The organism is Psychrobacter sp. CX18 (assembly GCF_057396215.1).
Genome location: NZ_JBXYJH010000004.1, coordinates 324,434 through 346,706, shown reverse-complemented (window position 1 = coordinate 346,706; position 22,273 = coordinate 324,434). Strand labels below are relative to the sequence as shown.

The window sequence follows — 22,273 nt, the reverse complement described above, 5'->3', positions numbered from 1 at the left end:
GATATTGCTTATGCGAATACACCTTATGTTGCGATTAATGAACGAACTCAAGAGACTTATGAGGGTGTGACTGATGATGAGGGTAAAACACAAACGTTCTTTAGTGCTAAGCCTGATGAGATAAAGGTGCATTTGAAGTTAGATAAGTATAGTGCTCAGTTTAGATTTGTAGATGATGATGATTTACCCTATAGCTATGTGGATTATATTGCTCAGGCTGAAAAAACAGGTGAATTGTTTGAAGGTACGACTGATATTGATGGATATACAGAGGTCTTTACGTACTTCAATACAACAAAAAATACGAGCTCATTTAAAAATTGATAAAAATAAGGAGTAGAACATGCCTATCCTTCCTGATACAGCTGGAGGTGCTCGCTGGTTAATAGGACGAATATTGGGATCAAATGATTCAGACACTTCAACCACACAGGCAGAACCTGAAATTAGTGTTGAAGAGGTAAAAATAACAAGAAATTCATTATTTACAAAACTTTGGAAAAACTATCCAGTTAATAGCTCAGCTTCAGAAGCATATACGTTAGTAGGAGGTCAAGCATTAGCTCTACACTTAGAAAACCCTAACGCCTATACTAATGCGTGTGCTTTAAGATTTAGTAGATCATTGAATTATTCTGGATATACAATAGCTACAAGTGATAGTAGTAGAGGGGGATGGGCGAAAGGTGCTGATAATAAGATATATTTATTAAGAGTAAAAGATGCTATTAAGCTAGTGACAAAAAATTTTGGTCAGCCAACCTCTACTTTTAAATCGACACAAATAGCAATGTCAGAAGTTCGTAATCAACTTATAGGAAAAACAGGCATAATAATATTTGATGTTACAGGTTGGGGCGATGCAACTGGACATGTCACACTATGGAATGGCTTCACTTGTGGTGATAGTTGTTATTTTCAACCTGATCCTCCTGCTAGAACTGATAAAATCCTTTTTTGGGAGATAAAGTAATGAAATGTTTATATATAATAGCCCTTATACCTTTTTTATTACTATCACAGGGCTGTACAATTACTAATACAACAATTAAAAAATCACATATCATTGATTCCAGACAAAAACTCAAGGATTATGGTATGGCTTATTGCATGGGATACAAGACTCTAGATAAAAAAAGTCAAATCTATAAAGAGTATGCTGTTGCTGAAGGAGCTTATTTTCAGTCTGGCTCTCATGATTTAAGAGTATACAAACATGTTAGAAGATTTGTAGAAGAAAACTATAAAGAAAGTGCTTTTTCAACATATGATAAAGATGTTGCACTATTTTCCTGTTTAAGTTTATATAACAGTCCAGAGTATAACAGTTATATTAAACAACTTGATTCTGAAATATATGAATAAGAATATACAAATTAAAGAATGAAAAAAATTTAAATTTATATTTTATATAATTTTATTAGTATCTTTAACAAAAATGAAATAATTTTAATTGGTGATAACTTACCCTCTAACGAAAATCCTAGAACAGTACAGATTTCAACCTCAGTTGACCCTGAAGATTTGTTGTTCCTAGTTTTTAATGCTGCACTAAGAACATTGGGCGGTGTTACATCTAATAGTGAAGTTGATGCACATATAACTTATATGAAAGCCGTAAGACCAGTAATTGAAGGTATGAACCGCCCCGACTATATCGGAGAGTGGATTACTTGAGTCAGGCAACTTTGTCTGACTCACTAAGACTATCATAGTATCGTCTCTCAAACTCAAAAGGCGACACATAACCAATCGTACTATGCAAACGTGTTTTGTTAAACCAATCGACCCATTCAAGGGTTGCTAATTCAACATCGCTCACACCTTGCCACTGCTGTTTTAAATACTCAATCACCTCCGTTTTATAAAGCCCGTTAACCGTTTCAGCTAATGCATTATCGTATGAATCACCTGTCGTGCCAACAGATGCAATAACGCCAGAATCAGCCATCTTATCCGTATAGCGAATGGATAAATACTGAACACCTCTATCACTATGATGGATCACATCTTTTGGGTTGTTTCTGTTTGCAATTGCTTGATTTAACGCTGCCATCACCATATCGGTGTTCATACGATTAGACACCTTCCAGCCAACAATACTACGGGCAAACACATCAATGATAAAGGCGGTATATACCCAACCACTCAACGTTTTAACGTAGGTAAAGTCAGCCACCCACAGTTGATTAGGACGATGGGCGGTGAAGTCACGGTTAACTAAGTCGTCTGCCCGTATTTGATCATCACGAGACTTAGTGGTTATCTTACCTTTACCTCGCCAAATACCTTGCATGCCATGCTGGCGCATTAACCGCTCTACAGTGCAGCGTGCAGGATGTACACCTTCGGACTTCAACTGTTTCCAGACTTTACGAGCACCGTATCGGCATTTGCTTTCCTTCCAAATACGTTTAATCTCTTTAAGATAGAAGTCGTCATGCTGACTACGCTGTGAACGCTTTTCAGGCGTTTCTTCTAGCTCTTTAGCACGATAGTATGTGGATGGAGCAATCGGTAATACTCTACAGACTATATTAAATCGGTCTCAAACAGATAAAATTATGACATTAATCAAAAAGATATCTATATCCGTCTGCCTTGTCTTTGTTGTTTGTAGTGCGTGTACAGGCTTGCATTTATATAATAGAGTGTCGGAAATAACGGAAAATACACAGGAAAATCTTAAGCATTGTATTAGCTACTCTACCAATACATTTAGCTTTCCATCAGTGTGGCATGAATATATTTTTTATAAATGCTCTTTATATCCTTATGAAAAAAGTATTTTATTTTATAAAGATGCAAAGACAGGTCAAGTAGTTAGTCAAGCAATTGTTAACGATATATTAGATGGTATTTATCTGGGGAGGGAGGAATGCGAATTAAGAAAAATAAAAAGTAAAATTTATGAATCTTGCTATCAATTTATTATTTATGGCAATTCTAAGGAACTTAGTATAGAAACCCCACTTGTCGAAGTGACAGACGAGAAAATTCTGGAGCGGTTAAAATATTAAAACCTGCTAGTGATTTTTATCCTAATGAAACAGAGATCAAGGATTTAACACTACACAAAGTTGGTGCAGATTATACGATCAAAAATGGCGCTAACGGATATATTTGGGGGTATTTCCTATGGATAACCGCTATTAGTTACATTGAATATATAGAAGAATAATATTGGGTCTAAAATATAGCTACTAAAAAAATTTGTAATTCAGCCCCATTGGAAAGGTAGGCAGATTAATTGGAGTAAAAGTATCTAGTAATATGTTGCATCTTGAAATGTTTTCTATCGTTAATGACACTTCTGCACTAACTATGAAAGAGGCTAGCGGTATAAATATAAACGCATAAGTGATTTAATACACCCGAATGTTTTTCTCGATAAAGCGGATCGTTAATTATGAAAAAATTAAACTTTATTTCAGTTTTTACATTTTTGCTTTTGGGATGCAACGATATTACTTCTTTAACTAAGAATATAAATGGAATAGATCAGCCTGAAATAAATATTTCAATTAAAAAAGACACTTTTAGTTCAATTTGTTCTGCAAAAGAAATTTCAAAAATGCATATTCATACAGATTTGTATGCTTGGGGCTTTAGCCCTTTATTAAATGAAACCAAACGGCATTGTGAACAACTCAACTTAAAAAAACTATCAAATATGAATTGTCAATATAGCGAAGACTTGATGCAATATGCAGGCATCAATTTATCAAGAGATAATACAGGATGGGATAAGTTTATATATGAAAATGAAACTATCTGTAAGAATGCACTTAAGATATATAATGCACATGGAGAAAGTTAATAATTCATATCTAGCTATAAATTTCTTTATATTTTTTTAAAACTTAAGGAATACATCATCAGTTATGTTAGTTAATGATAAAAACACAATACGCTTTAACTTACAATCGAACCACTATCAAATAGCAGTATTATTCAAAAATTTACTTTACGCACAGTGGTTAACGTGTGATGCGGTTTAGCCACGATTGCAGCGGATATACTGAACGGCATCATAGGCTGCTGTGGTCAGGCTTGAGATGGCACGCGAAGCAAGTGACATCTCAAGCCATTACCACTGCCCTATGCTGGCGGACAGATAGTAGCGAAAAGCGTGAATAGCTACCATAATGAAATATCCTCTAAACCACTTATTTACTAAAGCTACGTCCAAGCCTCCGTATAATCAAGAGAAGACACCATAAACCAGCTTTATCCAATGCATAAACAACTGTGTAGTCAGAAAGTTATCGTGCGTATTGATGGCTTAGAGACGGATACCCTCTAAATGAAACCAATTTTATAGGGTAATACTAACCTTTATTGTGCTATGAACATACAATGTCGACTTAATTTCTTTGGTTGTACTACTGCCAGTGTAAAGGCGGAGTTTCAAGGATGTTCTTAAAAGAATATATATTTATAAATTGAACAACTTACCAAGGAATTTAGATAAGGATATCAATAATGCGATTAATGGTTTTAGGTATATGTTCTGTCATTCTTTTATGTAGTTGCAACGAAGGTATTTTGAATAAAAGCCACCACACTACTCTATCTAATTCAAACAGTTGTAACGATGAGATTCATTGTAAGATTTATCCTTCAAAGCAACAGTTAGAATCTGTTTTGGATAAAATAAAGCCATATGCCGATACACCATTAAGGTTTACTATCATTGAGTCAGTTGATAATAAATATGTATTAACGGACTTTAGTACGACTTCTAGTAAGACTGAATATAAATACTTTATCAAAGTAGTCGACGATGTATTCATTATTGATAAAATAATTGGTAAGTCATCAGTCTATGGCATTACTAGAAGGTTTGCTGTAACTAATGTGAACATACCTTTAGATAAGAGCTATAGAGAAGTTGCTGATAATTTTTTAGCTGAGTCAAAAGAAGGATTTGTTAATGAAAAGTATAAAGATGAAACAATAGGCACATATCACAACTTACCTATGCAAGAAACACGCGGGAAGATAGGAAATACCGTTTTTTATATAAGGTACGAAAATGAAGAAGATTTAAGTAATTTCGATATGAAACAAATTATACAATGTGATGGTGATAAGAGAACCTTAAAAGACGGCGTGAACTTTTTTATTGGCTATGATTACAGTAATTTAGACTCAGAAAAGTTTGTTTTAATAAAGGATAAGTTAGATAACTATCATTATTATGACCAAATGAAGGATATTTGTGCATCACATATGCTATTTGAAGATTAAAAGATTTAAATATTTGACATTTAAATCAATCTATTATAAATAGATGAACAACTAAAAGATTATATACTCTTAATTTACTTTTAATAATCCCACATCAACCCCGCTTTCAATCGTCATTTCTGAATCACTTTATCCAAAATAATCTTTGAATTTATACTCATAATGCCACTAACTTTATTTAGTTTATTGATGACAAAATTTGAAAAGGAATTTAAGTCTTCTGTCATGATATATAAAATATAGTTAGATTCGCCGGTGACAATATAAGCATTAATCACTTCTTCAAACATCTTAATTTGCTCAAGCGTATGTAGATGATCAGTTTCAGTGAGTTGCGACAGTTGAATTTCTACAATAGCAAAAAAATTCATTCCTAATTTTTCGTAGTTTATCTTAGCTTGATACCCTTCAATCACCCCACTCTTTTCCAAAATCTTGACTCGCCGATGGCAAGCTGAAGAGGATAAATTCACTAGCTCCGCTAACTCTTGATTGCTTAATCGGGCATTTTTCTTTAAATGCTTCAAAATCTTATGGTCTATCACATCGATGTTCATTATTGAATATCATCCTAATTTATATACTATATTTAAAATACTATCCTAATTTTAATAAATTTAATACATGATAATAGGAAGATTGACGAATTATTTAATGCTAGTATTAATTTATACACTTTTTTATCAACAGGAGTTAAGAAATATGATTACTCAGGAACAATGCCGTGAATGGGATAACGAAGACCCTCTTGCAAAATTTAAAGACGAATTTGTATTGCCCTCTGGTGTTATCTATCTAGATGGTAACTCACTAGGAGCAAAGCCTAAAACCGCCCTTGCAAAAGCCGAGCAAGTCATTTCAAAAGAATGGGGAATAGATCTTATCAATAGCTGGAATAAAGCAGACTGGTGGGGTTTAGCGACTCGGCTTGGTGATAAGATTGCTCAGTTAATGGGTGCCAACCCCAACGAGACGGTGGTCTCTGATTCTACCAGTGTCAATTTATTTAAGGTATTGGCGGCGGCTATTAAAAATCAAGCTGAAGTCGCTCCTGATCATAAAGCTATTATTGTGGAAAGGGATGTATTTCCGACAGATCTTTATATCGTACAAGGGTTTATCGACTATTTTAATCAAGGTTATGAGATAGTACTGCTTGAGAATCCTGACGATTTGGAAAAGGTATTAACGAACCATAAAGTAGCAGTCACGGTGTTGTCGCAAGTAAATTACCGCAACGGTTATCTATACGATATGGAACAATGCAATCAGCTCATCCATAAGCATGGGTCGTTGGTAATTTGGGATTTATCTCATTCGATTGGGGCGGTGCCGATAGACCTTAATAAGACAAATAGCGACTTTGCTATTGGCTGTACTTATAAATATCTAAATGGTGGTCCTGGCTCCCCTGCCTTTGCTTGGGTAAATGCAAAGCATCAAAATAAATTTTGGCAACCGCTTTCTGGTTGGTGGAGTCATAAGCAACCCTTTGCGATGGAAGATAGTTATGAGCCCGCAGAAGGGATACGACGCTTTTTATGCGGCACTCAAAGCATTGTGTCTATGAGCTTGATTGAATGTGGCTTAGATATATTCTTGGCTACCAATATGCAGGAGCTGCGTAAAAAGTCGCTTAAATTAACCGATTTATTTATGGATTTAGTCGCTCAAGAATGTGGCGAATTTGGCTTAGAATTGATTACCCCTAAAGACCACCATTACCGTGGTAGCCATGTTAGTTTTGCGCATAAAGAAGGCTATGCCATTATTCAAGCACTGATTGCCCGTGGTGTCATTGGGGATTATCGTGAACCTGAAGTCCTAAGATTCGGTATTACCCCTTTATACCTAAGTTATGAAGATATTTGGACGGCGGTACAAGAACTTAAGCAGGTCATGCAAAACGAAGAATGGAGAAATGAGAAATTTAAGGTTCGTGCTGCGGTGACTTAATGCAATACCATCGCCAATCGTTATTTTCTCGCTCTATTTAGCGGATTTATAATAAAAATCGGCGTCTTTAAAGAACATATAAAGATCATAGGTTTTGACAAAGATTTTGACTAAAGTGAGGTTTATACATTGGTGAATGCATGACATTAAGTTGTGGGTGAAAATAAACTAGTAATAACAGATAGTCTAAGGAATTTGGTATTGCTAGTTTCACTCATTGTTACAGGTAGTTTTTATTTTTAAGGAATAAATTATGTCAACCATTGTATCTAGCCGTTTACCTGATCATCCTAATTCAAAAAAAATCGTTACTGCCGCCGTCATTGGCAGTGCTTTAGAGTTTTATGATTTTGTACTCTATGCGTTTTTTGCAGTTTATATTGGAAAAGCTTTTTTCCCCTCTGACGATCCCTTCATTAGCTTATTGCTGTCTTTGGCAGTATTTGGTATTGGTTTTGTCACTCGCCCGCTTGGCAGTATTATCTTAGGTATCGTGGCAGACCGCAAAGGGCGTAAAATCGCCCTGTTACTCACCATTCTTTTTATCACTGTGGGTACTATAGGATTGGCTTTGACACCTACATATGCCAGCATTGGTATTGCTGCCCCTATTATTGTCTTAACGTGTCGTTTATTACAAGGATTTGGATTAGGGGGTGAAGTAGGTCCCTCCTCGGCCTTTTTAATCGAAAGTGCACCCTCGCATAAACGTGGGTTATTTGGAAGTTGGCAACTGGCATGTCAGGGTGTTGCAGCCATTATGGCAGGTGGTTTTGGGATAATAATGATATTATCTTTAAGTACTGAAGATATGTTTGCTTGGGGTTGGCGAGTACCTTTTTTCTTGACGCTTTTACTGATTCCGATTGCCTTATATTTGCGTAATAACATGGCTGAGACTCTGCACGAAAATCCAATGTCTTCGTCTGTTGATACTGTTCATTCATCAGCTAACAAAGCGGTTCCATCAAATTCAAAAACCTCCTATGTCCCTACGGTTGTTAAAACGGGTGAATTTTGGCGTAAGATTTTTATAGCGTTTTGGGCAATTGCTGGTATCACCGTGCCCCTTTATATCTCTATCTATATGAATACGTATGCGACGACCACCTTAAAACTTAGTCCTGCCATTTCTATGTCAGCCACACTGGTTTCAGGTATCGCCATATTAATGTTTGCAGTATTAGGCGGTTGGCTTAGCGATAAATTTGGCAGAAAAAATCTAATGTTTTGGCCACGGGTTGTATTAGTCCTTATATCCTTACCCCTGTTTAATTACTTGGTGAATAATATTGGATTGCCATCCCTGCTGATTACCACCTTTGTTCTGACTGGATTTACGGCATTAAGTGGCGGCGCTTGTTTGGTCGCTGTTCCTGAATTGTTTGATAGAAAAATTCGTGCCACAGGGCTTTCTGTCGCCTATGCAGGAGTAGCTATTTTATTTGGTAGCACGACCCAGCCCGCTATTGCTTGGCTTATTGAGTCGACAGGTAACCCTGTTGCGCCAGCTTGGTATATGATGTTTATCGTTTTATTATCAATCATTGCGGTTTGGTTTATGGAAGAAACTGGGGATAAAGCTTTGAAATAAGTAAGCCAAAATAACTAACCCATTAAATCCCTAAGCTATAAATAAACGAAGCTTTTAAAATATGCACTATAGTCAAAGAAGTCTAAAATGGTTACAAAGCAACCGAGTGCAAGTACTACTAGAGTAGGCTTAACGAGGTTAACGCCGTAACCGTTTAGTAGTTCATTGACTATATATATTACGTGGAGAGTTCATATGAATCAGCACCCCTTACTAGTAGAGTTAGAACAAACGACAGATAAGTTTGTCAAAATCCGTCATGATATTCATCAACACCCTGAACTGGGCTATGAAGAATTTCGTACGAGTGATTTAGTGGCAAAAAATCTTGAAGATTGGGGTTATACGGTTACTCGAGGTTTAGGCGGTACAGGCGTGGTCGGTCAAATTAAAAAAGGCAATGGAAGCCGAACCTTAGGGTTGCGAGCCGATATGGATGCCCTACCCTTAACTGAGTTGACGGATTTACCTTACGCGAGCAAACTTGAAGGAAAAATGCACGCTTGCGGTCACGATGGACATACCGCCATGCTATTGGCAGCAGCCGAGTATTTAGCATTAAACGCAGACTTTAATGGCACGCTTAATTTAATATTCCAGCCTGCTGAAGAAGGACTTGCAGGGGCAAGGCGCATGATAGATGACGGGTTGTTTGAAAAGTTTCCCTGCGATGCCATATTTGGCATACATAATATGCCAGGCTATAAGCCAGGACAGCTTTGTTTTAATGAACAGGCATTAATGGCATCTGGAGACCGTATCGATGTGACATTGCATGGCAAAGGTGGCCATGGTGCAATGCCTCATTTGGCAAGTGATCCTGTGGTGGCAGGCGCGGCAATTATTATGGGACTACAGACTATTGTTTCTCGTAATATTGACCCGTTAAAAACAGGAGTCATTACGGTCGGGGAATTTAAGTCGGGTCATACCGATAATGTCATCCCCGATACTGCCGTGTTAAAACTAAATGTTCGAAGTTTAGACCCTGACTCTCACGCAACATTATTAGACCGTATTCAAGAGATGGTAAACCATCAAGCAGCCGCTTATGGTGTGACTGCGAGTTTTGATTTTATCACCCATTACCCTGTGCTCATGAATAACGCTGAACAGACCCAATTTGCTTATAAAGTAGCCCAGGAGTTGATTGGGGAAGATGACACACTCACGGATATAAAACCGTTGACGACCAGTGAAGATTTTGCCTTTTTCTTACAAGAAGTACCAGGGTGTTATTTATTTATTGGCAATGGGGATGAATCCACAGGGGGTCCTGGTGCTTGCTCTATACATAACCCAAATTATGATTTTGATGACACTAACATTCCTATTGGCGCTGCTTATTGGGTTTTATTAACCCAAAAGTTTTTAGTATAGATTTACCACTTGTGTTACCGTCACTAGGTCCTATTTATATCGTCTTAGCATGACTATAGCTATGATCTTGTTGCTTTTATATTAGATCATGAAGTTTAAGAAATCTATGACTTGAGGCAAGATGACTTGGGGCAAGATGACTTAGGGAAAGATGGTTTCGTTATCCTTAGCACTAGCTTGACAACTCGGTTAATCAGTCAGTTAGGACAAACCATATTCATTTATAGTTCTATCTTCAAGGCTTACCGTTATCTTCGGTAAGTCTATTTTTTTGGTCGTGACTTTCACTCCCAGCTATGCACATCCTATCGGATAGACCTTAACACTTTCTTAACATCCTCAACCTTATAGTCATTAAGTCAGAATCAATCAAATTCATTGGGTCTTGGTCTTATTAAAAAGGATATGGTTATGAAAAATACTATGGAAGGTAATACTTTAAATAATAAATGGGCAGTAAGCAGTCGAATATTTCACTGGGTGAGTTTAATACTACTAGTCATAACTTGGGGGTTATTTGTGCTCTATGAAAATAGCGAAAATATCTCCTATATAAATTTACATAAAGCCTTTGGCCTCAGCCTGCTGTGCTGGATGCTTGCTCGATTAATCAACCGCCTGATAACTCAAACACCGCCAAGCCTACCGATGCCAAAATGGCAGAATTTAATATCTCATTTGGTTCATCTGGCATTGTATGGTTTATTAATTGCCATGCCTATCGCAGGGCTATTGATGACGGTTTATGATGGTCATCCAGTGAGTATCTTCGGTTTATTTGACATACCTGTTTTTGTAACGCCAGATCATAACACCTCTAAATTCTATCAAAATTTACATACAAACGTGATTTGGTCATTAATTCTAACTTTTACAGCAGTTCATATTCTTGCAGCGCTTTATCATCAATTCTTTAAAAAAGATAAGTTAATTATTAGGATGATGTAACGAATTACCTGCATATTGCTTTTGTAACTTAATGCAATAGGATGTGTTTAGACTAGGGTCTGTTGATAATTATAGTGAGTTAGGAAATGGCTATAATGTCTAGAAACGCCGAAGGTATTAATAATAAGAGTTTTCACGACAACAACTCTAATCATGTTTCAAATAGCGGATCATATAGTAGTGCATTAGCAAAAGTGCCAGAGGTAACCTTAATTTTCTGGTTGATCAAAATTGCCTCTACGACACTGGGTGAAACGGCAGGGGATGCGTTATCAATGTCGTTAGATCTTGGGTATATCGTTAGTACAGGTATTTTTGCCGTTATTTTCGCAATCGCCGTTGCTACCCAAATCAAAGCAGATAGATTTAATAAGTGGTTGTATTGGGGCACCATTATTGCGACTACAACGCTCGGAACGACAATAGCAGATTTTGTTACTCGCTCATTAGGAATTGGCTATGCCGGAGGGTCTGCCTTACTGCTAGGCTTACTCGCCCTGAGTTTATTTACTTGGCATAAAAGTATGGGCAGTATTTCTGTTGATAGTATTACTAACCCTAAAGCAGAAGTATTTTATTGGACGACCATTATGTTCTCGCAGACTCTTGGTACAGCACTCGGAGACTGGGTGGCAGATACTAAGGGTATGGGATACACAACCAGTGCGGTTATTTTTGGAAGTTTGCTTGCCTTAATTGCAATAGCACACTTTTGGACGCGTATTTCTAAAACCTTGTTATTCTGGAGTGCCTTTGTACTCACCCGACCTTTGGGAGCTGTACTCGGAGACTTTCTAGACAAACCTATTGACCATGGTGGATTGGCATTGAGTCGCTTTGGGGCATCGGCAGCTTTACTCATATTTATTGTGCTATGCCTTTTAATCTTTAAACAACGTGCTAGTACTAAAAGTCATTAATACAAATCCTCAAGCCCTTTAATAACATACCACTTATCCAATTATAACAAGATTTATGCATTAATAAGTTGGGGGCTTCATTTTGTAGACGAGGCTCCCTACTTTAATAATGTAAAACCAACCTTAACGCCTTCTTTATATGGCACACTGCAGTATCGAGCTTTAGGTTATAACCATTAGAGTTAATATATGAATCAAATTAGTGATTGGGTCTTAGCTATCATGGCCAAATTTGGCTATTTAGGCATTATTTTTGCGATGTTCGCTGAAAATGTATTTCCACCAATCCCCTCAGAAGTTATCATGCCAGCTGCCGGCTTTGCAGTTGCGCGAGGGGATTTGAACCTTGTTCTTGTTATCTTAGCGGGAACGTTGGGGTCGGTTATTGGCGCACTTCCTTTATATTATTTAGGCACGTTATTTAATAAAGAAAGGCTAATCACGTTTACTGATAAGTATGGCAAATATGTGTTTGTCAAGACTGAGGATGTATTGTCTGCAAGTGATTGGTTTGATAATCATGGTAAAAAGGCGGTGTTTTTTGGTCGCATGGTGCCAGGTATTCGATCTTTGATATCTATCCCTGCGGGTATGAATAAGATGCCGCTACTCCCTTTTTTAGTGCTTACGACACTGGGTGCTAGCATCTGGACTACCTTACTGACCCTAGCTGGTTATCACTTTGGTAATAACTACGATGTTATTGAGAAGTGGTTAGCGCCTTATTCAAAAATATTTTTGCTGTTAGCGGTAGCGATTATCCTAATTTGGCTAATTAGACGGCGGTTTAAAAGTACGGCAAGTTAATTGTGAATATAGCAGCAAATGTAGTTGTTAATGTAACTCTTAATATTATGGCTCTTAAATTGAATTGAAGAGTTACCTCTTCTCTAAGATAAACTATCCCACGTTAAAATATTCTAAATATTGGTCTAAGCTCACTTAATCTTCAGTTTATAGCTTTTGCCGTCGCCTCATTTAGTCTCTTATTTTATAGATTTGGTATTACCTTCGAGACAAAGTTAATGGGATTTTATGCTTAGATCCACTTTTTCTTTCTAAAATAATAAACAATAAATAAGGCAGTTGATGCCATTCCGCTCAGCACAATGAAATACCCATATCGCCATTTTAATTCTGGCATGTATTCAAAATTCATTCCATAAACGCCTGCTATAAAGGTTAACGGTATAAATACCACAGATATTATAGTCAGCATTCGCATAATTTCATTTAAACGATGACCTTGAAATGAAAATATAAGATTAATTTTACTGTCTAAATTCGACAACTCAAAATCAATTTCGCTGATTAAGTTATTGGCTTGTTCTTTAAGCTCTATAAAATATTTGGTTTGAATATCAAGGTTATTAATCGTCTGTAATTTTACTATTGTGTTGCGTAAACTTAGCGTCGCTTTTTTAAAATTTAACAGTCGCATTTTTTGTTGTTCAACTTTCTCAGTAAAATAAGGAGTAGGTTGAATATTAGACACATTTAAAAAATCATCATCGTTATTTATAATATTTTCAAAGGTAGACTCATAACTCGATACCATCGATTCAATAATTAGAAACATGAGGTAATCAACTTTTTTGCTGCGTACTAAACCCCTACCATGAGTCAATCGATCCCGAATCCATTCAAAATAAGTTCCTTTTTCTTCTTGCAAACTCCATAGCATATTTGCAGATACAACAAAAATCATTTGCTCACTTTTAAGACTATCACCCTCTGTCATTAATACTTTTATTGCGATAAACAGCACATTATCTAACTCAATAACTTTATTAACATGTTCCTTTTCTTGGAATAATTTTAATAAAAAGTCATCAAGATTATTTTGAATAATAACTTTCTTAATATCCTCAAGTTCAGTTATCCCATAGGTGTTTAACCAGTAAACGTCATCACTTTGGGGATTAAAAATTAAATTTTTAAGGTTGTCACAACGAACGTTTGTAACCTGGGAGGGCGAATAAGTAATCAGGGTCGAATTTTCTAAAAACTTGTTATTCATTGATATACCTATGCACTCTATTATATTTATGGCAACCCATAACTCAGTTTAAAAGACTGCCTATTCGTAAAACATGGGGCTATTTAACTCTTTTTTAGGCTAAGCCGTTTAAAAGTTTAGAGGTTAACTTTGCCTGTATTTTTCTCTTCAAAAGCCATTCTGTCAATAAGATTTATACCCTAATTAGCTACTAATACCAACTATAAAAAACTTTATTTAAATTATATAGCTTTATATTATATAAAAATATATAATATAATTTAATAGAGGGTGGTTAAGTAATGTAATGAGTAATGATATTACTATTTTTAAACTAGGAGTATTTTAATGACATCAGTGATTGGGCAGTCTGTCGACTTCGACCAACTTAAAAACAATGCAGATAAAGCGGCGCAACTGCTTAAGTCTTTGTCGCATCCCGATCGTTTGATGCTGATGTGTCAATTGGTTAAGGGATCGGCTTGTGTTAGTCAACTTGAGAAATTAACCGGTATCCATCAACCTAGTTTATCGCAGCAGCTTGGGATACTTAGGGAGCAAAATTTAGTGACACCTGAACGTCAAGGTCGTCAGATTTATTACTCCATTGCTAGCGATGATGCTCTAGCCGTCATGCAGATACTTTATGAACGTTTCTGCGATCCCCTAACCTCTACCCAAACCCTTAACTCAAATAGAGAAGTAGAACTATGACTGATTGGCTATCCTTTACCCCATTATCAGCATTGATTGGTGGTGCATTCATAGGATTATCGGCTGCTGTACTAATTTTAGGCATCGGTCGAATCTTGGGCATGAGTGGTATTTTTAAATCGATGTTGACCCAACTGCCCCGTCTAAGTTGGCAGTTTAGCTTTGTGGTAGGGATGGCAGTGGCAACGTGGGGCTATAGCCTATTGATTGGATTCCCGAATTTTTCAATTGAGGCGTCTCCATTTTTAATTATTTGTGCTGGTTTATTGGTCGGATTTGGTACACGATTAGGCTCAGGTTGCACGAGTGGGCATGGGGTATGTGGTATATCTAGACTATCACCGCGCTCACTTGTTGCGACGCTTACTTTTATGGCGAGCGGTATTGCCACTGCTACCCTATTCAATATGTTTTGAATCTTTGTTCTATAAGTAACTCTTCTTTTAATAAGGTAAATCATACTCTTTTTGGAATACTACAATGTCAGCATCATACAAGACCTTTATTATAAGCTTTAGCGCAGGTGTGGTTTTTACACTCGGCTTGATTGTCTCTCAGATGGTAGATCCCAATAAAGTAGTGGCATTTTTAAGTATCTTTCACAATTGGGACCCGTCATTGGCTCTAGTAATGGGGGCAGCAATTTTGGTTGCCATGCCCGCATTTATGATTGCCAAGCGAAAATTTAATATGCATCAGCCTGCATTTGATGGCTCAGATATTGAGCTTCCCAGTAATAGTGCTATTACCCCTCAGTTACTCATCGGTAGTATCTGCTTTGGCATAGGTTGGGGGATGCTTGGATTTTGTCCTGCCCCTGCTTTGTTATCTGCTTTTGCTGGATATTGGCAAGCCATGCTATTTATTGTAGCCATGCTGGGTGGTTTTGGATTGCATGGTGTATATGGGTTTATCACTAAACCAACTCTTCATTAAAAAATCTAACGTTGTGATTTACTTATAAAAGAATATTAAGCCATTAAGGATAATAAAACCGTTATGAAAATACATTCTTTCTTACATGAGGATACTGAAACCTATACCCACGTCCTAGTCGATAATATGAACAACTTATGTGCCATTATAGATCCTGTATTGGACTACGATGGTAAGTCGGGTCATACCAGTACTGACTCTATAGATAAGGTCATCAGCTTTATCAAAATGAATCATCTCGAAACCAAATATATTATTGAAACTCATGCCCATGCTGACCACTTATCTGCTGCACCTTATGTTAAAGAACAGTTTGCAGATCAGACCACACCTCCACTGCTGGTCATTGGCAAACACATTACTGACGTGCAACGAATTTTTAAAGACGTCTTTAATCTTGATATGAGTTTTAAAACAGATGCCAGCCAATTTGATGTGTTAACAGATGAGGGTACTGTACTACAGCTAGGTCAAGTTGAAATAACTGCTTTATATGTACCAGGGCATACGCCGGCAGATATGGCCTATGTTGCGCGTCAAGTGATTAATGAAAAACGAGAGAATGCTAACAAAATTGCGGTGTTTGTAGGTGATACGCTTTTTGCTCCCGATGTGGGTACTGCTAGATGTGACTTCCCGGGTGGTGATGCTGGCACGCTATACAACTCCATTCAAAGAATATTGGCATTGCCTGATAATACCAAGATTTACTTATGTCATGACTATCCGCCCCATGCTAACCAATCAAATCAATCTCGCGACCATACACCTGTTACCACAGTGGCAGCTCAAAAAGCGAGTAATATACATGTAAAAGTTGGCATAAGTCGCGACGAATTCATTAAAATGCGTACCGAGCGAGACGCAACGCTTGACATGCCACGTTTAATCTTGCCCGCTGTGCAAGTTAACATTCAAGCCGGTGAATTGCCAGAGCCTGAAACTAATGGCGTTCGTTATTTGAAAGTACCTTTGAACCTGTTCACTTAATCGCAGGTTAAAGGCGCAGATAAAAAAATTGACATCACCTACTTTAAATTTTCTAACCTACTTTAAAGCTTCTAATCTCCACATCCATTCTGAATCTTCTTAACATCTTCTTAACGGGGCAATTGCTATTTTAGGATTCAATCCTTAAGTTACCGTTGAGAAGTCACGCCATGCCCCTAACCCAAAATTCAATCTCAAATAAAGTCCTCGTTGAACCCATAAAAGATCCAAATTTAAAGGGCTTTAAGCATGTGCTTAAAAAACGGGAAATTAACCTTAATTATTTGATTTTAGGCGTGGCTATATTTTTAGTGGCGACCGCAAATATAGGGTTTTTTAAACAAGTAATAAGCCTCTACCCTATACAAAATAACCTTGGGTTTTTTCTGTCTTTAATAGGTTTGCTTTTCGGACTGATGTGGTTGGTTGTGCAGTTGTTGACGTATCGTCCCATTGCAAAGTTTGTACTTATTACGCTTCTTCTTATCGGCGCTGTCTGTGGTTATTTTACTGATGCATATGGCACAATATTTGATACCAACATGCTTATTAACAGTATGGAGACGGATCATGCAGAAGCAATGGGATTGTTTTCATTCAGTTTAGTACTACGTGTGCTTTTAATGGGTATTGTACCGGCTATTATCATTTTTAAATTACCCATTAAGCGCCTGACTTGGCGTTCTGCACTGCTCCAAAGAGTGATGACTTTAGTATTGGCAATTGCTGTCATAGCCGTCTGCCTATTACCCTTTGGGGATCAATACGCCAGCTTTTTTCGTCAACATAAAATGGTGCGGAACTATACAAATCCTATCACACCAATCTATTCATCAATTAAATTAGGAACGGATTACCTAGATAAACTAAATCGTCCTGACACCTTGATTGCCCATGCAACCGATGCAAAACGTGTGACGTCTAGCACCCAAATCGTCAAACCTAAACTAATGGTCTTTGTTGTGGGTGAAACAGTTCGGGCAGATCATATTAGCTTAAATGGATACCCACGCGATACTATGCCTTTGCTAGCCAAGCAAAACGATATTTATAGCTTCAAAGAGGCAACCTCTTGTGGCACTTCTACTGCTTATTCAGTACCTTGTATGTTCAGTTATGCAGATAGGGAGGAATATGACTCTAAAAATGCAGCGTATCATGAAAATGTATTAGATACCCTCCATAAACTGGGGGTTAACGTGATATGGCGGGACAATAATTCAAGCTCGAAAGGGGTCGCTGATCGAGTGACGTATCAAGAATTTAAGACTTCAGATAACAACCCCGTTTGTGATAGTGAATGTCGAGATATTGGTATGTTAGAGGGATTTGATAAACTAGTAACGCCTCAAGATACTTTGATATTATTACATCAAATGGGCAACCATGGTCCAGCCTATTATGAGCGCTATCCCAAAGAGTTTGAGGTATTCAAACCGGTATGTATGACCAATGAGCTGTCAAAATGCAATACTCAATCGGTTATCAATGGGTATGATAATGCCATCCGTTATACAGATTACTTTTTGAATAGCGTTATTGAGACTTTAAAGCCTTACCAACAAACTTACGATGTGACGATGATATATGTGAGCGATCATGGAGAAAGCTTAGGCGAAAATAATATATACTTGCATGGTCTCCCCTATTCAATTGCTCCAAATGCTCAAAAACATATTCCCGTCATTATTTGGTCACCTTCAAGTAATCATATAGACAAATCAAGTATTGAAGCCTTATTAAATAAACCGGTGTCTCATGACTTTATTACCCCGACTTTGATGAATTTTTATGGCATCAGTTCTGAGGAAACGAAAGGTAAGCCGACTTTTTTCAAAACGTTATCTAAGTGACATTTATGAATACACCTGATCCCAAAAACTCTGATAAGGTGACACCTAGTCAAATCGCCGACAAATGCCACATACTTATTATTGAGGATAATCCTGATATCGTCGCTAATATTTATGCTTTTTTTGAGCCTAAAGGGTATGAATTAGACAATGCTTATAACGGTAAAAGCGGTCTTAATCTGGCCTCACAAAATCGTTATGATGTTATATTACTCGATGTGATGCTACCGGGTATGGATGGTACGCAGTTGTGCAAAACACTGCGTCAAAAATGGCACGTTAAAACCCCGATCTTAATGTTAACGGCTCGAGATACTATTTCGGATAAAGTGATAGGGTTTGAGAGTGGTGCAGATGATTACTTAGTCAAACCTTTTTCTCTAGTGGAGCTTGAGGTGCGCATTAAAGCTTTGGTGCGACGTCATCAAAATAAACACTTTGAAGAAGAGTTGAAAGTAGATACACTGGTATTAAATACTCAAACTCATACCGTTTATAGAGAGGGTAAGTTAATTAAAGTTACGCCGATAGGCTTTAAGATTCTTAAGACATTAATGAGCGAAAGCCCAAGCTTGGTTAGTAAAACTGACTTAGAAATCAGCGTTTGGGGGGATGACATACCGAGCAGTGATGCACTTCGCACCCATCTACATACGCTTCGCTCACAGGTCGATAAACCTTTCGATAAACCCTTGATTCACACGGTATCTGGTGTCGGTTATCAGATTGTTAGTTCTAAATTGGATTGAACCAATACTATGTTTAAAAAAAATAGTGTGTTTGAACTCAACTCAATAAAAACAAAGTTTCGCCTGTCCTATATCTTATTTGCCATCATGCTGTGTTCTACCTTCATTTTTATATTCTATATCGCCGAAACAAAAATCGAAAAGTCTTTAGTGCAGAGTAGGTTACTACAACAATTGCAGTTAAGCTTAAAGGAAAACGGGGATCAATCGGTTTATCAAACCAATCCAGGAATCAATATCTATAAGTTTCAATACGCCCCTGAAAACTTAAAGCATTTAGCGACTGATACCGTTCAAGAAATCGAAGTCATCAGTAATGGAAATAACTCAGAGTTGCATTACTTTAAATATAACTATGAAAATCAAACCTATCTTTTAACTTATTTAGAAAATGCCACTTTTTCTGATACGGAATACCCCGTTTTGGCTATCTTTGAAGATATTGAAGAAATCATGTATGAAGCATTGACTGGTGCCTTGCTTTTGAGTATTTTACTCGCTTTTATATTCTCCTATTTATCGTCAAAAGCGATTATAAAACCAATTTTAGATTTAAAAAATGCGGTTGAAACCGATTATCAAGACTTAAGTCAATTATCCAATGTACCCACAGAAGTTGAGGTGCTTGCACGCACTATTGAAAATAAAAACAGACAACTCTCAAGTTTTTTATTACGCGAACAATTATTCACAGGAGATGTCAGTCATGAACTGCGTACTCCGTTAACGATTATTATGGGGGCGTCAGAGGTGCTAGAGTCTCAGCTTAATGAGGATAGCCCCTTGCGGGAATTCACCACTAGAATTAATAAGACCGCTAAAGATACCTCACAAATGATCAGTGCCTTATTATTATTATCAAGAGCCCCAGAGCAACTTGACACTCCTCAAACACTTATTAATGAGGTTGTACATTTAGAAGTTGAGCGGCTTAGCTATTTAATTAAATATAAGCCTGTCATCTGCACCGTTCATTCAGACCAAGAATATAGCGCCTACGTCCGCCCAGAACTCCTTAAAATGGCCGTTGGTAATTTAATTAAAAATGCATTCCAATATACGGAAGAGGGGGAAGTTAGTATCTTCATTGATGACAACAAAATATCTATTGCAGATACAGGAATTGGCATACCTGAGGCTAAGACACATTTGATGTTTGAGAGATTTAATCGATTAAAACACTCCAGTCTTCATAGCATTAATCACGACAGCACTATTCTTGAAAGTACTAATCACGAAAACAACAACCATGAAAGCACTAAGCAAGACGTCACAAACCTTGAGGACAATATGAATGAAACACCCTTAACTACTCCGTACTCTGAAGCTAATATTGAGGGAACGGGTTTAGGGCTTAGTATTGTTCAGCGTATTATTTCGCATATGGGTTGGCGTATGACCTATCAATCAAATGAAACTGGCGGCAGCACCTTTACTATTTTTTATCAATAAATCAAAATTATTTCTGAACTATTATTTCTAAACTAAGGTTGAAACTCGACTTCGATATTAAAAATATCGAAAAGTACAGACTCTTCAAAGTATTTAGTATGTAATTAACCCACCTTAACGCTTTCTTAACTAGCCTCTGTATATCCTCAAATTTTCGCTAACAACTGAGCTATTTTTATGATTAATAATAATTCCAATAAACCCCATAATGAGACAACTCACATTATTGGTGAAACGCCATTAGAAATCTCGCAAGCGCTAAACATGGACAGTTTTGCGGGCAAGGCTAAAGGCAAAAAAGGGATCATTCGTATCATAAAAGCGACAGGGTATTCTTTAGATGGTTTTAGAGCAGCTTATAAATATGAAGCGGCTTTTAGACAGGTATTTTGGCTGAATATTATTTTGTTTTGCTTAACTCTAATACTGCCCCTTAGTATCACCATTAAAATGATATTAGTCGTTGCCTCTTTTTTATCACTTATTGTAGAGTTGATCAATACCGGTATTGAGGCCAGTGTCGATCACACGTCTACTGCACAGCATCCTTTGGCTAAAGTGGCTAAAGATGTCGGTTCTGCAGCGCAGTTTTTAGTATTATTACTACTATTCATTTTATGGATGATAGCGTTATCTGAATTAATCTAGGTCTAATCCACGTGCCAAACAAACTAAAACGCTTTATTCATCCTGAATCTCTCATAAGAGATCCTATAAATAATCATGTGCACTTAAAAGGCTTCCACTTTATTACATGGCTTTTTTTATTATCTCTAGCACTAATCTCGACACTAATTTTTGAACATAGTAGCGCTGATGTCACCATTAGCAACTTGTTTTATCATAACGGGCAATGGTTTATTGAAAAAAACGCCCAACCTTGGCGTGCTATTTTTTATGACCTACCAAAAAGGCTGATTATAGTATTTGGGATATGGTTAATAGTAAGTCTATGTTGTCAATGGTCATTACAACGTCGAATAAAAGACATAAATAACAATAATATTAAGAAGAATAATAAAAATAAGAAGAATAATAAAAATAAGACCAGATCAAGGGTTAACGATTTAATCACTATATTTGGCAAGTTATCACGCCCTTTCAACCCTCGTGAATTAAGTTATATCCTAATATCACTGATAGCCGTCCCCTCCACCATTGCGGCTCTTAAAACATTAACCTATGTTGCTTGTCCAAACCAATTAACCTTATTTGGTGGTCAGTATGCCTACCTATCCTTGTGGCAGGATGTTATATCTCAAACATCTGCCAAATGCTTTCCAGCCGCTCATGCTAGCGCTGGATTTGCGTTATACGCTATTGCTTACCTACCTCGTTTGTATCGTTTAAAAAATAAAATAATCCTGTTAGTTACCTTATTGGGTTGGACAATGGGATTTTATAAAATGATGATTGGTGATCATTTTTTTAGTCATACGTTGGTTTCTATGTGGCTATCATGGTTTATTGTTTATGGTATAGCAGGCATTATCTTTAATAATAAAGTTTACTTGAATAATATTTGAAAA

The 22,273-nt window shown here is 37.0% G+C and carries 22 protein-coding genes and 2 pseudogenes; 21 read left to right on the top strand and 3 right to left on the bottom strand.

Annotation, left to right across the window (positions count from 1 at the left end):
• The 3 genes and pseudogenes from AC2SLT_RS05270 to AC2SLT_RS05260 form a co-directional block, all read left to right on the top strand.
• A pseudogene (locus AC2SLT_RS05270) lies at positions 1-324 on the top strand (hypothetical protein); the annotation flags it as partial.
• Between the two features lie 19 nt (positions 325-343).
• Positions 344-973, top strand: a complete 630-nt coding sequence (locus AC2SLT_RS05265) for a type VI secretion system amidase effector protein Tae4 (RefSeq protein ID WP_486546579.1) — start codon at positions 344-346, stop codon at positions 971-973.
• Entirely contained in the window at positions 973-1,365 is a 393-nt protein-coding gene (locus AC2SLT_RS05260; protein ID WP_486546578.1) for a hypothetical protein, read from the top strand. The genes AC2SLT_RS05265 and AC2SLT_RS05260 overlap by 1 nt, the downstream gene beginning before the upstream one ends.
• 313 nt (positions 1,366-1,678) lie before the next feature.
• Here the strand turns inward: AC2SLT_RS05260 and AC2SLT_RS05255 are convergent.
• Positions 1,679-2,533: pseudogene (locus AC2SLT_RS05255) on the bottom strand (IS3 family transposase); the annotation flags it as partial.
• A 31-nt stretch (positions 2,534-2,564) separates the two neighbouring features.
• Between AC2SLT_RS05255 and AC2SLT_RS05250 the strand changes: the two are divergent.
• The 3 genes from AC2SLT_RS05250 (at position 2,565) to AC2SLT_RS05240 (ending at position 5,253) form a co-directional block, all read left to right on the top strand.
• A complete protein-coding gene (locus tag AC2SLT_RS05250; protein WP_486546577.1) occupies positions 2,565-3,020 on the top strand; it encodes a hypothetical protein in 456 nt (151 codons plus the stop codon).
• A 389-nt stretch (positions 3,021-3,409) separates the two neighbouring features.
• Positions 3,410-3,820, top strand: coding sequence for a hypothetical protein (locus AC2SLT_RS05245; protein ID WP_486546576.1), 411 nt, complete (start codon positions 3,410-3,412; stop codon positions 3,818-3,820).
• 665 nt (positions 3,821-4,485) lie between these two features.
• Positions 4,486-5,253, top strand: coding sequence for a hypothetical protein (locus AC2SLT_RS05240; protein ID WP_486546575.1), 768 nt, complete (start codon positions 4,486-4,488; stop codon positions 5,251-5,253).
• A 113-nt stretch (positions 5,254-5,366) separates the two neighbouring features.
• Here AC2SLT_RS05240 and gigD read toward each other — a convergent pair whose 3' ends face one another.
• Complete coding sequence (gene gigD / locus AC2SLT_RS05235; RefSeq protein ID WP_486546574.1) at positions 5,367-5,810, bottom strand: Lrp/AsnC family transcriptional regulator GigD; 444 nt, start codon at positions 5,808-5,810, stop codon at positions 5,367-5,369.
• 145 nt (positions 5,811-5,955) lie between these two features.
• Here gigD and kynU point away from each other — a divergent pair, with 145 nt between their 5' ends.
• The 6 genes from kynU to AC2SLT_RS05205 all read left to right on the top strand — a co-directional run bounded on the left by kynU (position 5,956) and on the right by AC2SLT_RS05205 (position 12,858).
• Positions 5,956-7,209, top strand: a complete 1,254-nt coding sequence (kynU, locus tag AC2SLT_RS05230; RefSeq protein WP_486546573.1) for a kynureninase — start codon at positions 5,956-5,958, stop codon at positions 7,207-7,209.
• A gap of 253 nt (positions 7,210-7,462) precedes the next feature.
• Positions 7,463-8,803 carry an MFS transporter gene (locus AC2SLT_RS05225; protein ID WP_486546572.1) on the top strand — a complete coding sequence of 447 codons (1,341 nt, stop codon included), beginning with the start codon at positions 7,463-7,465 and terminating at the stop codon, positions 8,801-8,803.
• A 195-nt stretch (positions 8,804-8,998) separates the two neighbouring features.
• Entirely contained in the window at positions 8,999-10,183 is a 1,185-nt protein-coding gene (locus AC2SLT_RS05220) for a M20 aminoacylase family protein (RefSeq protein WP_486546571.1), read from the top strand.
• A 411-nt stretch (positions 10,184-10,594) separates the two neighbouring features.
• A complete protein-coding gene (locus AC2SLT_RS05215; protein WP_486546570.1) occupies positions 10,595-11,131 on the top strand; it encodes a cytochrome b in 537 nt (178 codons plus the stop codon).
• Positions 11,132-11,226: 95 nt separating this feature from the next.
• Positions 11,227-12,051, top strand: a complete 825-nt coding sequence (locus tag AC2SLT_RS05210) for a COG4705 family protein (protein WP_486546569.1) — start codon at positions 11,227-11,229, stop codon at positions 12,049-12,051.
• Between the two features lie 189 nt (positions 12,052-12,240).
• Positions 12,241-12,858 (top strand): DedA family protein, encoded by a 618-nt coding sequence (locus AC2SLT_RS05205; RefSeq protein WP_486546568.1) that lies wholly within the window; start codon positions 12,241-12,243, stop codon positions 12,856-12,858.
• A gap of 232 nt (positions 12,859-13,090) precedes the next feature.
• On the opposite strand, the gene AC2SLT_RS05200 is transcribed toward AC2SLT_RS05205, so the two are convergent.
• Complete coding sequence (locus AC2SLT_RS05200) at positions 13,091-14,071, bottom strand: CorA family divalent cation transporter (protein ID WP_486546567.1); 981 nt, start codon at positions 14,069-14,071, stop codon at positions 13,091-13,093.
• Between the two features lie 327 nt (positions 14,072-14,398).
• On the opposite strand from AC2SLT_RS05200, the gene AC2SLT_RS05195 reads away from it, so the two are divergent.
• From AC2SLT_RS05195 to AC2SLT_RS05155, 9 genes are all read left to right on the top strand, one after another.
• Positions 14,399-14,764, top strand: coding sequence for a metalloregulator ArsR/SmtB family transcription factor (locus tag AC2SLT_RS05195; protein WP_486546566.1), 366 nt, complete (start codon positions 14,399-14,401; stop codon positions 14,762-14,764).
• Positions 14,761-15,180 (top strand): YeeE/YedE family protein, encoded by a 420-nt coding sequence (locus AC2SLT_RS05190; protein WP_486546565.1) that lies wholly within the window; start codon positions 14,761-14,763, stop codon positions 15,178-15,180. Before AC2SLT_RS05195 ends, AC2SLT_RS05190 begins: the two co-directional genes overlap by 4 nt.
• A 64-nt stretch (positions 15,181-15,244) precedes the next feature.
• Positions 15,245-15,700, top strand: coding sequence for a DUF6691 family protein (locus tag AC2SLT_RS05185; protein WP_486546564.1), 456 nt, complete (start codon positions 15,245-15,247; stop codon positions 15,698-15,700).
• Positions 15,701-15,763: 63 nt separating this feature from the next.
• Positions 15,764-16,690 (top strand): MBL fold metallo-hydrolase, encoded by a 927-nt coding sequence (locus AC2SLT_RS05180; RefSeq protein WP_486546563.1) that lies wholly within the window; start codon positions 15,764-15,766, stop codon positions 16,688-16,690.
• Between the two features lie 170 nt (positions 16,691-16,860).
• A complete protein-coding gene (locus tag AC2SLT_RS05175; protein ID WP_486546562.1) occupies positions 16,861-18,543 on the top strand; it encodes a phosphoethanolamine transferase in 1,683 nt (560 codons plus the stop codon).
• A gap of 5 nt (positions 18,544-18,548) precedes the next feature.
• Positions 18,549-19,292, top strand: a complete 744-nt coding sequence (locus tag AC2SLT_RS05170) for a response regulator transcription factor (RefSeq protein ID WP_486546561.1) — start codon at positions 18,549-18,551, stop codon at positions 19,290-19,292.
• Between the two features lie 9 nt (positions 19,293-19,301).
• The gene (locus tag AC2SLT_RS05165) at positions 19,302-20,744 is read left to right on the top strand and encodes a sensor histidine kinase (protein ID WP_486546560.1); all 1,443 of its coding nucleotides are present in this window, start codon (positions 19,302-19,304) and stop codon (positions 20,742-20,744) included.
• A gap of 264 nt (positions 20,745-21,008) precedes the next feature.
• The gene (locus tag AC2SLT_RS05160) at positions 21,009-21,392 is read left to right on the top strand and encodes a diacylglycerol kinase (protein WP_486546595.1); all 384 of its coding nucleotides are present in this window, start codon (positions 21,009-21,011) and stop codon (positions 21,390-21,392) included.
• A gap of 11 nt (positions 21,393-21,403) precedes the next feature.
• A complete protein-coding gene (locus AC2SLT_RS05155) occupies positions 21,404-22,270 on the top strand; it encodes a PAP2 family lipid A phosphatase (protein WP_486546559.1) in 867 nt (288 codons plus the stop codon).
• Positions 22,271-22,273 lie beyond the last annotated feature (3 nt).

Excerpts from the sequence above, each read along its gene's own strand:
- AC2SLT_RS05265 (WP_486546579.1), top strand. The coding sequence starts at position 344 with ATGCCTATCCTTCCTGATACAGCTGGAGGTGCTCGCTGGTTAATAGGA.
- AC2SLT_RS05260 (WP_486546578.1), top strand. The coding sequence starts at position 973 with ATGAAATGTTTATATATAATAGCCCTTATACCTTTTTTATTACTATCA.
- AC2SLT_RS05250 (WP_486546577.1), top strand. The coding sequence starts at position 2,565 with ATGACATTAATCAAAAAGATATCTATATCCGTCTGCCTTGTCTTTGTT.
- AC2SLT_RS05245 (WP_486546576.1), top strand. The coding sequence starts at position 3,410 with ATGAAAAAATTAAACTTTATTTCAGTTTTTACATTTTTGCTTTTGGGA.
- AC2SLT_RS05240 (WP_486546575.1), top strand. The coding sequence starts at position 4,486 with ATGCGATTAATGGTTTTAGGTATATGTTCTGTCATTCTTTTATGTAGT.
- gigD (WP_486546574.1), bottom strand. The coding sequence starts at position 5,810 with ATGAACATCGATGTGATAGACCATAAGATTTTGAAGCATTTAAAGAAA.
- kynU (WP_486546573.1), top strand. The coding sequence starts at position 5,956 with ATGATTACTCAGGAACAATGCCGTGAATGGGATAACGAAGACCCTCTT.
- AC2SLT_RS05225 (WP_486546572.1), top strand. The coding sequence starts at position 7,463 with ATGTCAACCATTGTATCTAGCCGTTTACCTGATCATCCTAATTCAAAA.
- AC2SLT_RS05220 (WP_486546571.1), top strand. The coding sequence starts at position 8,999 with ATGAATCAGCACCCCTTACTAGTAGAGTTAGAACAAACGACAGATAAG.
- AC2SLT_RS05215 (WP_486546570.1), top strand. The coding sequence starts at position 10,595 with ATGAAAAATACTATGGAAGGTAATACTTTAAATAATAAATGGGCAGTA.
- AC2SLT_RS05210 (WP_486546569.1), top strand. The coding sequence starts at position 11,227 with ATGTCTAGAAACGCCGAAGGTATTAATAATAAGAGTTTTCACGACAAC.
- AC2SLT_RS05205 (WP_486546568.1), top strand. The coding sequence starts at position 12,241 with ATGAATCAAATTAGTGATTGGGTCTTAGCTATCATGGCCAAATTTGGC.
- AC2SLT_RS05200 (WP_486546567.1), bottom strand. The coding sequence starts at position 14,071 with ATGAATAACAAGTTTTTAGAAAATTCGACCCTGATTACTTATTCGCCC.
- AC2SLT_RS05195 (WP_486546566.1), top strand. The coding sequence starts at position 14,399 with ATGACATCAGTGATTGGGCAGTCTGTCGACTTCGACCAACTTAAAAAC.
- AC2SLT_RS05190 (WP_486546565.1), top strand. The coding sequence starts at position 14,761 with ATGACTGATTGGCTATCCTTTACCCCATTATCAGCATTGATTGGTGGT.
- AC2SLT_RS05185 (WP_486546564.1), top strand. The coding sequence starts at position 15,245 with ATGTCAGCATCATACAAGACCTTTATTATAAGCTTTAGCGCAGGTGTG.
- AC2SLT_RS05180 (WP_486546563.1), top strand. The coding sequence starts at position 15,764 with ATGAAAATACATTCTTTCTTACATGAGGATACTGAAACCTATACCCAC.
- AC2SLT_RS05175 (WP_486546562.1), top strand. The coding sequence starts at position 16,861 with ATGCCCCTAACCCAAAATTCAATCTCAAATAAAGTCCTCGTTGAACCC.
- AC2SLT_RS05170 (WP_486546561.1), top strand. The coding sequence starts at position 18,549 with ATGAATACACCTGATCCCAAAAACTCTGATAAGGTGACACCTAGTCAA.
- AC2SLT_RS05165 (WP_486546560.1), top strand. The coding sequence starts at position 19,302 with ATGTTTAAAAAAAATAGTGTGTTTGAACTCAACTCAATAAAAACAAAG.
- AC2SLT_RS05160 (WP_486546595.1), top strand. The coding sequence starts at position 21,009 with ATGGACAGTTTTGCGGGCAAGGCTAAAGGCAAAAAAGGGATCATTCGT.